Below are 14,341 nucleotides of genomic sequence, written 5' to 3'. Positions count from 1 at the left end.
TAATAACACTAGAGAATATATGGTTAAGCAGATAAGTAATAAGAACAACAAATTGCTTAACCGGATACCAACTTTTTTATTTTTATTAGTTTTAACATTAAAACATTAAGTGCAAACCTATGATAACTATCAAGAAAGGCTTGGACGTTCCTATTACTGGAGCGCCAGAACAAGCAATATCTGACGGCAATGCCGTTACAAAGGTTGCTGTCCTTGGTGAAGAGTACATTGGCATGCGCCCGACTATGCGTGTTCGCGTTGGCGACACGGTTAAGAAAGGCCAGGTTCTTTTTGAAGATAAAAAGAACCCAGGAGTAGTATTTACTGCCCCTGCTGCTGGTGAGGTTACAGAAGTAAACCGCGGTGCTAAGCGTGTTTTGCAATCTGTAGTCATTACTCTCAATGGTGACGAGCAAGAAACATATGCTAAGTATGACGCGTCTCAATTAAGTAGCTTAGGTCGTGAAAAGGTTCAAGAAAACCTTGTTAATTCAGGTTTATGGACTGCTTTACGTACTCGCCCATACAGCAAAATTCCTGCTCTTGACTCGACAGCTAATTCAATCTTCGTTACCGCAATTGATACTAATCCTTTAGCGGCTAACCCTGAAGTCATTATCGCTGAAAACCAAGAAGCGTTTATTAACGGCTTAACCGTTATCACTCAGCTAACTGAAGGTAAAGTTTTCCTTTGTAAAGCTGCAGGCGCTAGCGTTCCGTCAACCTCAGGTGTTGAAACTCACGAATTTGGTGGTAAGCACCCAGCTGGCTTAGTTGGTACGCATATTCATCATTTAGATGCAGTAAGCGCGACTAAAACGGTTTGGCATGTTAGTTACCAAGACGTAATCGCTTTCGGTCAATTATTTACCACTGGTGAATTAAACACTAAGCGTGTTATTTCACTTGCTGGCCCAGCTGCTTCTAAACCACGTTTAGTGAGCACCCTATTAGGTGCCAATATAGACGAGTTAGCGGCTAATGAAGTCGTTGACGGTGAAGTACGTACCGTATCGGGTTCTTTATTACAAGGTACCAAAGCTGCTGGTGTTCACGCTTATTTAGGTCGTTATCACAACCAAGTTTCTTTATTGCTAGAAGGTCGTGAGCGTGACTTCATTGGTTATATGACACCAGGTGCTAATAAGTTCTCTGTTACCCGAGCGTACATGGGACACTTATTCTCAGGTAAGTTATTTGGCTTAACAACAACGACTAACGGTAGTGTTCGTGCCATGGTGCCAATTGGTAACTATGAGCGTGTTATGCCTTTAGATATTCTTCCAACTTTATTATTGCGTGATATTTGCGCTGGTGACACAGATAGTGCTCAACAGTTAGGCGCACTAGAGTTAGACGAAGAAGATTTAGCTTTATGTACTTTCGTTTGTCCAGGCAAAACAGATTACGGTGTTTTACTTCGTAACTGCTTAACAACTATCGAGAAGGAAGGTTAAGCATGAGCTTGAAACAATTTATTATCGATATCGAGCCGCATTTTGAAAAAGGCGGTAAGCATGAAAAATGGTTCGCACTATACGAAGCCATTGCAACTGGTTTATTTACACCTGGTTATGTGACTAAAGGTCAAACTCACATTCGTGATGCTATTGACTTAAAACGTATCATGATCACGGTTTGGATGGCTGTATTCCCTTGTATGTTCTTTGGTATGTACAACGTGGGTTTCCAGGCTCAAGAAGCATTAATCGCCGGTTTCGCCGTTCCTGATTCTTGGCAAGTGGCTATCTTCTCAGCTTTCGGTGGTAACTTAACCGCTGATTCCGGTTGGTTCGAATTAATGTGGTATGGGGCGTGTTTCTTCCTACCTATTTATGCCGTGACCTTTATTGTCGGTGGTTTCTGGGAAGTATTATTTGCTGCTGTGCGTAAGCATGAAGTTAACGAAGGTTTCTTCGTAACCTCTATTCTTTTCGCGCTTATCATGCCGGCAACTATTCCTTTATGGCAAGTTGCATTGGGTATCACCTTTGGTGTAGTTATCGCCAAAGAGGTATTCGGTGGTACAGGTAAAAACTTCTTAAACCCAGCATTAGCAGGCCGTGCTTTCTTATTCTTTGCTTATCCAGCTGAGATTTCAGGCGATGCTGTGTGGGTTGCTGTTGATGGTTTCTCTGGTGCAACAGCCCTTGCTGCGGGTGCCGTAGCGCAAGTGGGTGCGATTGACTACAGTGTCAATGCTGATTGGTGGAATGCGTTTTGGGGTTTAATCCCAGGTTCAGTTGGTGAAGTTTCAACTGCGGCCGTATTCATCGGTGGCGCTTATATCTTGTACAAAGGTATTGCATCATGGCGTATTGTTCTAGGTGTTTTCCTAGGTATGGTTGCGACTGCATCATTATTTAACGCTATCGGTAGTGATACAAATGCTATGTTTGCTATGCCTTGGTACTGGCACTTAGTGGTTGGTGGTTTTGCCTTCGGTATGATGTTCATGGCGACTGATCCAGTGTCTGCGTCATTTACTAACCAAGGTAAATATGCATTTGGTGCGTTAATTGGCATCATGGTTGTATTAGTTCGTGTAGTAAACCCAGCTTTCCCAGAAGGCATGATGTTAGCTATTCTTTTTGCTAACTTGTTTGCTCCATTGTTCGATTACTTCGTTGCTCAGTCCAACATAAAACGGAGACTTGCTCGCCATGTCTAGTAATAAAGAAACTTTTGGCAAAACGGTTGGTTTCGTATTCGTCGTTTGTTTGGTGTGTGCTGCATTAGTATCGGTTTCTGCAGTAGGCCTTAAGCCTTTGCAAACCCAAAACAAATTATTGGATAAGCAAACCAAGATTTTAGAAGCCGCAGGCTTATTAGAAAAAGCGGGTACTGATATCAAAGGTACTTACGCTAAGTATGTTGAAGCTAAGATGATCGACCTAGATTCAGGTAAGTTCATCGAAGGTGACCCTGAGCTTTTCGACGAGCGTGCGAATTCACGTGACGCTAGCAAAAGTGACAAACCGCAAAATGATATTGCGGGTATTAACCGTCGTTCACATGATGCTGTTATCTACTTAGTAAAAGATGATGCAGGTCAGGTTGATACTGTGGTTTTACCTATCGTAGGTAGCGGTCTTTGGGACTTAATGTTTGGTTTCATCGGTTTAGAAACGGATCTAAACACAGTTAAGAGTGTTATCTACTCTGACCATAAGGAAACTCCGGGTTTAGGTGCAGAAGTGCAAAACCCTAAGTGGATTGCTTTATGGGACGGCAAGAAAATGTACGATGCACAAAATAACGTAGCGATCAAAATCGTTAAAGGTGGCGCTAAATCTGGTGACATCCACGGCGTAGATGCGTTATCTGGTGCAACTTTAACTTCAAACGGTGTTGAGCGTACGTTGCATTTCTGGCTTGGTAAAGAGGGCTATGGTCCTTTCATTGCTAACTTCCGTAACGGAGGACTTAACTAATGAGTTCTGATACTAAAAAGGTTCTTACCAGTCCAATCGTTGACAATAACCCAATCGCACTTCAGATCTTAGGTATCTGTTCTGCACTTGCGGTGACAAGTTCAATGGTAAACGCATTAGTTATGACTATTGCGGTTGTCTGTGTAACTGGTTTCTCTAGTTTATTTATCTCTACCATTCGTAACCATATACCTGGTAGCGTACGTATTATCGTGCAAATGGCGATTATTGCTTCGTTAGTAATCGTGGTTGACCAAGTGCTTAAAGCCTTCTCATACCAATTGTCGAAAGAGCTTTCAGTTTATATCGGCCTTATCATTACTAACTGTATTGTTATGGGGCGTGCTGAAGCTTTCGCGATGAAAGAAACACCTATGATGAGTTTCTTAGATGGTATCGGTAACGGTTTAGGTTACGGCTTCATTCTTATTTCTGTTGCTTTCTTCCGTGAATTACTCGGTTTCGGTACTTTGTTCGGTATTGAAATTCTTCCTCTAGTGCAAAACGGTGGTTGGTATCAAGCAAACGGCTTATTGGTTCTTCCATTTAGCTCGTTCTTCATCATTGGTTTAATTATCTGGGCTATTCGTCAGAAGAAACCAGAGCAAGTGGAGAAGTAAACAATGGAACATTATTTAAGTTTGTTTGTTAAGACCATTTTCATTGAGAACATGGCACTTAGCTTCTTCCTAGGTATGTGTACTTTCTTGGCGGTATCTAAGAAAGTCAGCACTGCGATTGGCCTTGGTGTTGCGGTTGTTGTGGTTTTAGGTATTGCGGTACCGGCTAACCAAATTATTTATCAAGCTATTCTTGCACCAGGTGCATTAGATGGCTTAATGGGTGTAACAACGCCAGCAGAGTCAATTGACCTAAGCTTCTTATCATTCATTACCTTTATCGGTGTAATTGCGGCTCTCGTACAAATCCTTGAGATGGTACTTGATAAATACTTCCCGCCTTTATACAACGCATTAGGTATTTTCTTACCATTAATCACAGTAAACTGTGCAATCTTTGGTGGCGTATCCTTCATGGTTGCTCGTAACTACACCTTAGGTGAAAGTGTGGTTTACGGTGTTGGTAGTGGAGTTGGTTGGATGCTAGCAATCGTATTGTTAGCCGGTCTTCGTGAGAAGATGAAGTACTCTGACGTGCCAGATGGTTTGAAAGGTTTGGGTATTACATTTATTACCGCTGGATTGATGGCTTTCGGCTTTCTTTCTTTCGGTGGTATTTCCCTATAGGCTAATGTCGGTCTTGGTTGGTGTGATACCAGCCAGACCTTTAGATAAGAATTAAAGGAAAAGTCGATGGAAATTATTCTCGGCGTATCGATGTTTACCGCGATAGTACTAGCGTTAGTACTGATAATCGTCTTTGCTAAATCTAAATTAGTATCATCAGGCGATATCACTATTTCGATAAACGGCGATCCAGAAAAATCAGTTACTGTTCCAGCGGGCGGTAAACTACTAAACGTATTGGCAGATCAAGGTATTTTCATTCCTTCTGCTTGTGGTGGTGGTGGTACATGTGGTCAGTGTCGCGTAGAAGTTCATTCTGGCGGTGGCGATATTTTACCAACTGAAGAAAGCCATATTACTAAGCGTGAAGCCGCCGAAGGTTGTCGCTTATCATGTCAAGTTGCGGTTAAGCAAGACATGTCTATTGAACTAGAAGAAGAGATCTTCGGTGTTCAACAGTGGGAATGTACGGTTATCTCTAACGATAACAAAGCGACATTCATTAAAGAGCTTAAACTGGCTATTCCTGATGGTGAGTCTGTACCTTTCCGTGCGGGTGGTTATATTCAAATTGAGTCACCACCTCATCACGTTAAATACGCAGATTTCGATATTCCTGATGAATATCGTGGCGATTGGGAACGTTTTGGTTTCTTCAAACTTGAATCAAAAGTTGATGAAGATGTATTACGTGCATACTCAATGGCTAACTACCCTGAAGAAGAGGGTATCATCATGCTTAATGTACGTATTGCGACTCCGCCGCCAAATAACTTAAGCTTGCCTTGTGGTAAGATGTCTTCATACATCTGGAGCTTAAAAGAAGGTGACAAAGTTACCATCTCTGGTCCATTCGGTGAGTTCTTCGCGAAAGAAACTGATGCTGAAATGGTATTCGTTGGTGGTGGTGCTGGTATGGCGCCAATGCGTTCTCATATCTTCGACCAATTACGTCGTTTGAAATCTTCTCGTAAGATGTCTTTCTGGTATGGTGCACGTTCTAAGCGTGAAATGTTCTATGTAGAAGATTTCGATATGCTTGCCGCAGAAAACGAAAACTTTGAATGGCATGTTGCGTTATCGGATCCACAACCTGAAGATAACTGGGAAGGTTATACTGGTTTCATTCATAACGTTCTTTTAGAGAACTATTTGAAAGACCACGAAGCGCCAGAAGATTGTGAATTCTACATGTGTGGTCCACCTATGATGAACGCGGCTGTTATCGGCATGCTGAAAGACTTAGGTGTTGAAGACGAAAACATCCTTCTTGATGATTTCGGTGGTTAATAGCCTTGTATTAGGTATTTAGTCAAAACAATCGAGCTTTAGGCGAAGCCGTCAAACATCGAGTTCCCATGAGCTTATGTGTTATTAAGTGATTGGGACGAGATTGTGCAGACAATGAAGCATTAAAGCTTGAGTGTGAAGAATAACAAAAGGCTCTGATTTCAGAGCCTTTTTTGTTTCTACCTGTAAAATATAGTTACAATATGAACTGTGGATACAGCTGTATTAAGGAACGCATTTTGAATTTGAACAAAATCCAATTTTCATTTTTTACTCTTGTTTTGCTGTTAGTTTCAGCATGTAGTGATACAAGTAATAAACTGACTCCAGTCGAATTGCAAGGTAGAACTATGGGCACAACCTATAGTGTTAAGTTCTTTGCCACTGAGCAGCAAATTCGCACAGAGCAATTCTACAAAGACATAGAAGCATTGCTGGAAACCGTTAATCAACAAATGTCGACCTATAGACCTGACTCTGAGATTAGTCGCTTTAACACTTCAGCTAATGACGAGCCGTTTATTGTTTCAAGTGATACGGCCTACGTTGTGCAAAGTGCAATAGATATTGGTGTTCAGTCTGAAGGTGCTTTAGATATAACAATTGGTCCTTTAGTTAATTTATGGGGATTTGGACCTAATGGCCATGTCGAAAGTGCACCAACATCTGAGCAAATCGCATTGGCTAAAGGCTTGATTGGCATCGACAAGTTATTGGTAAAAGGTAGAACATTAATTAAAACTCAAGATCAGCTGTATATAGATTTATCTGCAATCGCTAAAGGTTTTGGTGTCGATAAAATTGCAGAATACCTAGAGGCCAAAGGCATAAATCGCTATTTAGCCGAAATAGGTGGTGAAATGCGCGCCAAAGGCAAAAAAATGGACGGTAGTTTGTGGCGAGTGGCTATTGAAAAACCCACTAGTGCAGAGCGTGCGGTACAACAAGTTGTCGATCTGCAAGACAAGGCAATAGCAACCTCGGGTGATTACCGTAATTATTTTGAGAAAGAAGGTAAGCGTTATTCGCATACAATCGATCCTAGCAACGGCAAGCCGATAACACATAAACTGGCTTCCGTTACGGTTATTCACGACTCAACCATGATGGCAGATGGTTACGCGACGGCGTTAAATGTCATGGGGCCGCAAAAAGCGTTGGAATTTGCGGAAAGACAAAACTTAGCGGTTTATCTTGTGGTAAAATCGGCAGAAGGTTTCGATGTAAAATATAGCTCAGGATTTTCGAGTTATATTCAGTAATATTCGCGTTGAAATTAGCTGTGAATGATTTGCGGTTAGTTTAGAGGTTGAGATGACAATATTTCTTTTAGTATTTGCCATGTTTTTACTTGTGGTTTTGGCAATGGCGGTTGGGTATATCTTTCAAAAGAAAACTATCAGTGGTAGTTGTGGTGGTTTAGGTTCACTAGGCATAGATAAAGCCTGCGACTGCGACGATCCTTGTGATAATCGTAAAGCAAAAATGGCAGCGGAAGAAAAAGCCGCAAAAGAAAAAGCTTGGCAAGATAACCGTATCATCTAAATTCTCACCTTATTAACATCTGAGTCGTCAGTTGTACTTCTTTCTTTAAGATTTTATGACAATAAAGTGTGCGCAAACGCACACTTTATTTACCCTTTTAATTGCTTCCATATTTCGTCCACATTTTACCTTGAAAATGCATTTCATCGAGAAGGCGAGCAATGCCGTTCGTGCTTATCTTAGTTTTGGCTTGCGTTTTAAATGGGAGAAAAATTATGGCCAATGTTGTACTTGCTGATAGTCATTCAATCTATCGCTTAGGTTTAAAAACCTACTTAAAATCAACTACCTATAATGTTATTGGTGAAGCAGGGAGTTTTGCTGAGCTGCATGATGTTTTAGAAGAAAAACCATGCGACGTATTATTTTACGACTGTTACTTACCTTACGGTGAGCTGTTAGATAGCTTATTAAGGTTAAAAGCTTTACAACCTAATATGAAAATAATACTTGTTACTTACACGCAGTTTTTCCATATAAACCAAGAACGAATTCGTAAAATAATCGACGGTGTTTGTTTACGTACCTGTGAATTTAATGATGTGCTCAAAACCTTAAGTAGTTTTGATAAATCTCATGACGCTATGATTGCTTAATTGTGATTGTTTAAGCGTTACAGCACCTAGTGCTGTTTCCAGAAAAAATAACAAGTGAAGGCATCGATGAAGTAATAAAAACCAGAGTAATGTAGGTCGAAATTTATTTCGACAATAGCAGTGGAGCTGCTATAGGCTTGGTTTTCAGCTGCGACATTGCCTAAGGTTGTCGAGGCTCCAAAAGTAGGTGCTTTAAGCGAATCTCGACTTACAAAGAGCTATTCAACTAATTATAAAAAGGTACTGGTTTTTAATAAAGAATATAAGTGTTCTTATCGCGAAAACGAAACAAAGATTGCGTGAGTTCACTATCAGAATGTCGATAAACGGTTAGGCGACAAGGAGCCATGGACGGCTCCTATTTCTATACTCTTTTTGATTCACTTTCCTTCTACTCTAATTGCTTGTTATCTATCGCTTTGAAAAAAAGCAGCTTGCCACCAAATTGGTATAATCCCAGTCCCAGTAAAATTAAACTGGCTCCCAATAAAATACTTTGACTGATCACTTCTTGGTTTAACCATGCTCCAAGTATTAACGCGATAGGCGGGGTGATCAGTGTCACTAAAGCCACTGTGGTCGCTGTTAACTTTTGCAATATGTAATAATAGGCAATAAAGCCAATTAACGAACCAAATATACCTAAGTAGATAACCGCCCAAACAGAGTGTAATTGCCATTGTTCTAGGTTGATTTCGCCATTAGTTAACATTAACCAAGCTAAACCAAATATAGGTGTTGATAAAATTAACGAGCCCATGGTGCTGGCAAATGGATTAATCTCCAACTTGACCGTTTTAACTAAAACGCCACTTAAGCTAAAGCAAGTGACTGAGCCAGTAATCAAAACAATTCCCTTCCAGCTATCAGGATTAAGCTGTAAATTTTCACTACAGACTAAGCTTAAGCCCGTCACACAAATCAGCAAGGCGATATATTGATAACTGGTTGTTTTTTGCTTGGGATCGACGCACTTAGCTAAAACACCAGAAATGATTGGTGACAAGCCAAATATAAGCGACATAACACCACTTGTAATGTAAACCGATGCGTTATAGCCCAAAATCATTCCGCCAGCGATCCCTATGGAGGCATATGCATAAAGGCGGACCGCTTGTTTATGCCAAGGTAAAGGAATTCGAAATAACTTTAAAAATAACACGCCAACCGCAACTGCTATTAGCATACGGGCAAATACAGCAAAGGTCGGGGTTATAGACTCAGTACTCCAAACAATGCCTAAAGGGGTTGTGGACCAAATTAAAACGACGGCTAAATAAGCAGCTGGCACAGACATAAATGATTCCTTATAAATTAAGCGCCAAGTGAATGACAAAACAAAGGTATGTATAGTCAAAGCGATCAGGTTTTAGGGGAAGCCGTCAAGCTTCGAATCCCCATGAGCATATGCTCTATTATGTGATTGGGGTGAGTAAGCGCTGACAATGAACCATAAGACCTGAGCGAGAAGACTATATACGCCGTAAATGCGGGAGGGACTCATACTAACCCAACCGCAAAAGTGTTTTACGGCGGGTTAATGGATTAAATTAGGTTACCCGTCCGTTAAACAAACAGCCGCCATCGCGACTCGACGCCATGGGGCGAGTCGAACAATGTGTTTTGTTAATTTAACGGTTAGTTTCACTGAGTATTCCTTATCATAATCGGCAAGCATGACAACATATCAATAGCTCGTCTGCAATAGCAGTTTTGATAAACGCCCATAATTCAAGGTTAAGTAACAATTTGTGTTGCGGGTCACAGTTTAATTTATTCATTTTTGTATAGTGCCTGCCTTCCATAATTCATCCACATTTTAAACAAACAATGCGCGCACAACCCAGCAGACACGGAGTGTAAGTGTTGAATAATTATTTATATTTTAAATTGATTGCAATTGGATTACTGTCAGTATTGTTAACAGCCACTTTATTTGGTTTTTTAGAGCAAAGCCCAGAAAAGCTATATTTTTGGCAAGACGATACTGAACAAACTTTTGTTGCGGTGCAAAGTGCAGAGCAAATGACGGATTTAGACAGGCACTTAAGTGAGATGATGATGGCGACTGACATCAATAAGCTGACGAAGTTGGTTCAACAGTTTAATCAACAATATCCGGGGCATGTTGTTCCGACTTCTGTTGTCAGTCGCATGTTATTGAGTGGCTTAAATTTACCCGCGACACAGCACGCAGAAATACTTGCGGCATTGCAAAAATCAATCTGTATCGAAAACCTAGACTTAGCCGCTGAATTTATTCATTCCACTGCAAGTGATGCCCAGCAGATTGCATTTAATATCATTAACTCAGTGCAGTTTGAATCTTAGCTTCTTTATGTTTTTTTCAAAGTTTGTTTTTACACTATCTTTATTTTCGTTGCTGTATTTGTTCAGTTGTGCTCCGGTGTTAGCAGAGCAAACTACTGAGGTCATTGGCTCTACACAACAGTTGCAGAAAATGCAAAGTAAATATCAGGAACTCAGTACTAAATTAACTCAAATGAAAGTACCGAGTCCAGATTACCTGCAAACGGTAGTCGATTTAGTGGTATCTGGTTGGAATATTAATCCCGAGCAGGCGCTAGGGTTGGCTGATATCGCCTTGCCAACCTTGCGTCAACAAACCGCCTATCAAGAATTGGCTCGTATATTAGTGTTTGTGCCCAAAATATACCTAGAGCGCGGAGAGTTTAATCTTGCGTTAAATTTGATAGATGAAGGTATAGAAGCCAGTGAGCAGAGTAAGCAAGAACGTCTAAAGGCCGATAATTTAATTAATAAAGCCTATGTTTACAAAGCCATGGGTAAAACGGTCATGGCCAATGCTATTTTAGAAGAAACGCTGCAGCTGTACAAAAAACAAGGCATCAATAAGTTAATTGGTCAAAATCTAAATGAGTTGGGGCAGGTTGCTAAGCTTAATGGCGATTTGTTGTCAGCATTAGATTTTTATCGCGATGCGCTAAATTATTTAGAAGACGATGCAAGCTCACAAGAATATGGTGTCGCGTTAACTAATATAGGAGAAGTTTACACTGAGCTTGGTGATTATAAGACAGCTGAACAATATATTCTGCGCGGTGCCTTGTTATTGCAAGATAGCCAGAAGTCCGCTCAATTGATAGAAACATATCGTAAACTGGCCCACAACGCCTTAGGCCAACAAGATTATGAACAAGCGTTACAGCATATAGAAAAAGCGTTTAACGTGATGGATAGTACTAGCCAAGGTTATCGAAAAACCAAGTTGTATGTGCCTTATTCTCAAGCACTGCTTAACTTACAGCGATTTGAAAAATTAAAAAATATTCTTGATAAGGCTTTAACCATGGCGCTTGAACATGGGTTGGATAACGAAGCGATTGAAATTTATTTTGTCTACGTTGATTACTACTTAGCGATTGAAGATGTCGACCAAGCCGCAACGGTATTGCAAACCGTGTTGGATTTTTCTAGTTTACATCGGTTAGCCCAGCACAAACTATTCGCGTTACGTAAATTAGCCAATGTGCAAAGCGGTTTGGGGCAGCATGAATTAGCCTTGAAAACCTTTAGGCAATATCACGATGATTATATGGCGTGGTTACAAGACCAAAAATCGAATAAGTTAATTGAGTACCAAGCTATTTTTCAAAGTCATGAACGGGAGCGACGTATTACTGACCTAGAAAATGAAAATATGCAACATCAATTGGCTCATGCTAAGACTCAACAAGAAAAGCACAACTGGATGTTATTACTGGCTGTCGTGTTATTAACGGTTTGTTTTATTGTTATCCGCTTTTATCAAAAACGTAAGTTTTTCAATATGAAAGCCAGTTTGATGGCCGATATGGTCAAGCGTAAAAATCAGATGCTGGCCGATGTGTCACACGAACTCCGCACGCCATTAACGGCACTTAAACTAACCGTTGAGGCATTGCAATATAAGTTGCTAGATGACGTTGATGAGGCCTATCGCAGCTTGGATCGCAAAATTAATGATATGAACAATTTGATTGGTGACATTTATCAACTTGCCCAATCAGATATTGATAGTTTGCAGTTAAATCGGCGTTATCATCATTTTCCTAGCTTATTGGCCGGGTGGCAAAGTGAATTAAGAGAATATGTACTTTCACAAGGTTTTGATTGGCAGTTTAATAATTTACTCTCGGCCAACTTCAGTGTTGATTTAGATAACGAAAAAATCAAACAAGTATTAAATAATTTGATTGCGAATAGCTGTCACTATACGGATAAACCTGGCGTTATTCGGTTAACCGTATCTAATCGAAATCGTAATGTTCGTTTAGTGATCGAAGATTCAGCACCTGGTGTACCAAGTCAAGATTTGGAACGTATTTTCGAGCGTTTATACCGAGTAGAATCTTCAAGAAGCCGTCAAACTGGCGGTTCAGGATTAGGCCTTGCGATATGTAAGAGTATTATTGAGGGACACGGTGGTAATATAAAAGCTGAATCGAGTGAGTTAGGCGGTCTAAAAATAACCATCAATTTCAGAGTTATTGTTGTCGAAGAGCAGTAGGAACAGACAATGGCAAAAATTTTAATTGTAGAAGACGATATTGATATCGCGCAGCATGTACAACTTTTTTTAAAAGCCGCAGAGTTTGAAACTCATCATATGGCCAGCGGAGCTGGGGTTGCAGAATATGTGCTTAACGAAAAACCAGATCTGGTATTACTGGATATCATGCTGCCTGTTAAAGATGGTATTGATTGTTGTCGAGATATTCGTTCTTTTTCAAATGTTCCTGTTGTTATGCTCACCGCTAAAGCGGCAGATGCCGAACGGTTAACTGGCTTGGAGGTTGGTGCTGACGATTATATTTGTAAACCATTTAATGCGCCTGAGTTAGTGATGCGAATAAAGGCGATATTACGCCGCACGGCCAATAATGTTCATTTTAGTACTATTACCCTTGATCCCTTTAGACAAAAAGTGCAATTTCATGATACAGATGTCGGTCTAACGACATTGGAATTTAGCTTGTTTCAATTGTTATTTAACAGCCCAGGGCGAGTCTATTCACGACAACAAATTGTGGATTTAGCCTATTCAGATTTACGTGATGTCAGTGAACGCGTAGTCGATAGCCATATTAAAAATATTCGTAAACGATTTAAGCTGGCTGGTTGTGAAGAAATGGTTATTGAGTCCGTGTACGGCGCTGGCTACCGTTACAGCAGTTAACTTCAATTATGGATATACCGTCTGCTCGTTTGGGCCTTATGGTTATTTGCTTGCGTTGCCTCTTGACCTTACCTATAGGATGTCAGTACTAAGGTTTTGTCTGAATCAAGAAATCAGCGCCTAAAAATCACGTCACTTTGATTATACTCATCGAACACACTTCGATTATTCTATTTTATATTGTTTATTACTCTGGCAAAATTGAGAACCTGTTCTCAATTTAATTTTGGCCGTTCGACGTAAAACCTTGAATGGTGGCCTAGGTGATGAGCAATCTTATGTTGAATTTTATTCGATTTGCCATAGAACTGATCACCAGCTCATTTAAAGCCTTAAGTAACAGAACATTGGGTCGCCAAGTCTTTATGGTGCAGGTGTTTTTTAGTGGTTTTGAAGCCTTGAGCTTGGTGTGCTTAGTTTCCGCGTTGCTTGGCGGCTTAGTCATGTATATAGGCTATGACTTTTTTGTGTCTATTGGCCAACCGCATTGGATATATACCATTTTAAATACGGTATTGTTGCGCGATTTAGCGCCTTTTTTGATTTGCTTTATTTTATTGGCGCGCTCAGGCTCAGCCATATCAACCGAATTGGGTAACATGAAAGTCAATAAAGAAGTCGCAGCGTTAAATGTCATGGGCATTGGCACTATGAGTTACCTCGTGTTGCCTCGGGTTTGGGGCATGGTGACATCCATTTTTATCCTTGGCTGTTTTTTTTCAACTGTTGGTATTTTGAGCGCAAATTTAATCGCACTGCTATTTTTAAATGTATCGCATATCGAGTTTTGGAATGCCATATTGGGCGCAATTTCGGTGTTGGATATTGTCTTTATGGCAATTAAGTTGTGTGTTAGCGGTTTTTTAATTGCAACCTTATCCTGTTATTTTGGTCTTAAAGTTGAAAGCGCAGTCACCCAAGTTCCACAATACATGATTAAAACCGTTGGCTTTAGTGTATTGAGTGTATCGTTAATTAATGGCTTAGGGATCGTTGTTTACTTGTTGTTTTTTGGCCGAGTGGTTTAGA

The 14,341-nt window shown here is 40.4% G+C and carries 14 protein-coding genes; 13 read left to right on the top strand and 1 reads right to left on the bottom strand.

Annotation, left to right across the window (positions count from 1 at the left end):
- Nucleotides 1-119: 119 nt before the first annotated feature.
- From C2869_RS17005 to C2869_RS16965, 9 genes are all read left to right on the top strand, one after another.
- Entirely contained in the window at nucleotides 120-1,457 is a 1,338-nt protein-coding gene (locus C2869_RS17005; RefSeq protein WP_108604084.1) for a Na(+)-translocating NADH-quinone reductase subunit A, read from the top strand.
- 2 nt (nucleotides 1,458-1,459) lie between these two features.
- Nucleotides 1,460-2,671: an NADH:ubiquinone reductase (Na(+)-transporting) subunit B gene (locus C2869_RS17000; protein ID WP_108604083.1), complete on the top strand. Its 1,212-nt coding sequence runs from the start codon at nucleotides 1,460-1,462 to the stop codon at nucleotides 2,669-2,671.
- A complete protein-coding gene (locus tag C2869_RS16995; RefSeq protein WP_108604082.1) occupies nucleotides 2,664-3,434 on the top strand; it encodes a Na(+)-translocating NADH-quinone reductase subunit C in 771 nt (256 codons plus the stop codon). Before C2869_RS17000 ends, C2869_RS16995 begins: the two co-directional genes overlap by 8 nt.
- Complete coding sequence (locus tag C2869_RS16990; RefSeq protein WP_108604081.1) at nucleotides 3,434-4,054, top strand: NADH:ubiquinone reductase (Na(+)-transporting) subunit D; 621 nt, start codon at nucleotides 3,434-3,436, stop codon at nucleotides 4,052-4,054. The genes C2869_RS16995 and C2869_RS16990 overlap by 1 nt, the downstream gene beginning before the upstream one ends.
- A gap of 3 nt (nucleotides 4,055-4,057) precedes the next feature.
- Nucleotides 4,058-4,681, top strand: coding sequence for an NADH:ubiquinone reductase (Na(+)-transporting) subunit E (gene nqrE, locus C2869_RS16985; RefSeq protein WP_108604080.1), 624 nt, complete (start codon nucleotides 4,058-4,060; stop codon nucleotides 4,679-4,681).
- Between the two features lie 66 nt (nucleotides 4,682-4,747).
- A complete protein-coding gene (gene nqrF, locus C2869_RS16980) occupies nucleotides 4,748-5,971 on the top strand; it encodes an NADH:ubiquinone reductase (Na(+)-transporting) subunit F (RefSeq protein ID WP_108604079.1) in 1,224 nt (407 codons plus the stop codon).
- Between the two features lie 239 nt (nucleotides 5,972-6,210).
- Entirely contained in the window at nucleotides 6,211-7,233 is a 1,023-nt protein-coding gene (locus C2869_RS16975) for an FAD:protein FMN transferase (protein ID WP_228710694.1), read from the top strand.
- 52 nt (nucleotides 7,234-7,285) lie between these two features.
- On the top strand, nucleotides 7,286-7,516 hold the full coding sequence (gene nqrM, locus C2869_RS16970) for a (Na+)-NQR maturation NqrM (RefSeq protein WP_108604077.1): 231 nt from the start codon (nucleotides 7,286-7,288) through the stop codon (nucleotides 7,514-7,516).
- A 215-nt stretch (nucleotides 7,517-7,731) separates the two neighbouring features.
- Nucleotides 7,732-8,112 (top strand): response regulator, encoded by a 381-nt coding sequence (locus C2869_RS16965; protein ID WP_159084209.1) that lies wholly within the window; start codon nucleotides 7,732-7,734, stop codon nucleotides 8,110-8,112.
- Nucleotides 8,113-8,503: 391 nt separating this feature from the next.
- On the opposite strand, the gene C2869_RS16960 is transcribed toward C2869_RS16965, so the two are convergent.
- Nucleotides 8,504-9,409, bottom strand: a complete 906-nt coding sequence (locus C2869_RS16960; RefSeq protein ID WP_108604075.1) for a DMT family transporter — start codon at nucleotides 9,407-9,409, stop codon at nucleotides 8,504-8,506.
- A 566-nt stretch (nucleotides 9,410-9,975) separates the two neighbouring features.
- On the opposite strand from C2869_RS16960, the gene C2869_RS16955 reads away from it, so the two are divergent.
- The 4 genes from C2869_RS16955 to C2869_RS16940 all read left to right on the top strand — a co-directional run bounded on the left by C2869_RS16955 (nucleotide 9,976) and on the right by C2869_RS16940 (nucleotide 14,340).
- A complete protein-coding gene (locus C2869_RS16955) occupies nucleotides 9,976-10,443 on the top strand; it encodes a hypothetical protein (RefSeq protein WP_108604074.1) in 468 nt (155 codons plus the stop codon).
- A 130-nt stretch (nucleotides 10,444-10,573) separates the two neighbouring features.
- Nucleotides 10,574-12,643 carry an ATP-binding protein gene (locus tag C2869_RS16950; protein ID WP_159084208.1) on the top strand — a complete coding sequence of 690 codons (2,070 nt, stop codon included), beginning with the start codon at nucleotides 10,574-10,576 and terminating at the stop codon, nucleotides 12,641-12,643.
- Nucleotides 12,644-12,652: 9 nt separating this feature from the next.
- Entirely contained in the window at nucleotides 12,653-13,312 is a 660-nt protein-coding gene (locus tag C2869_RS16945; protein WP_108604072.1) for a response regulator, read from the top strand.
- A gap of 278 nt (nucleotides 13,313-13,590) precedes the next feature.
- The gene (locus tag C2869_RS16940; protein ID WP_159084207.1) at nucleotides 13,591-14,340 is read left to right on the top strand and encodes an ABC transporter permease; all 750 of its coding nucleotides are present in this window, start codon (nucleotides 13,591-13,593) and stop codon (nucleotides 14,338-14,340) included.
- The last annotated feature ends 1 nt before the right edge of the window (nucleotide 14,341 follow it).

It is taken from the genome of Saccharobesus litoralis, from assembly GCF_003063625.1.
GTDB lineage: Bacteria > Pseudomonadota > Gammaproteobacteria > Enterobacterales > Alteromonadaceae > Saccharobesus > Saccharobesus litoralis.
This window is presented reverse-complemented; position numbering and strand designations above follow the sequence as displayed.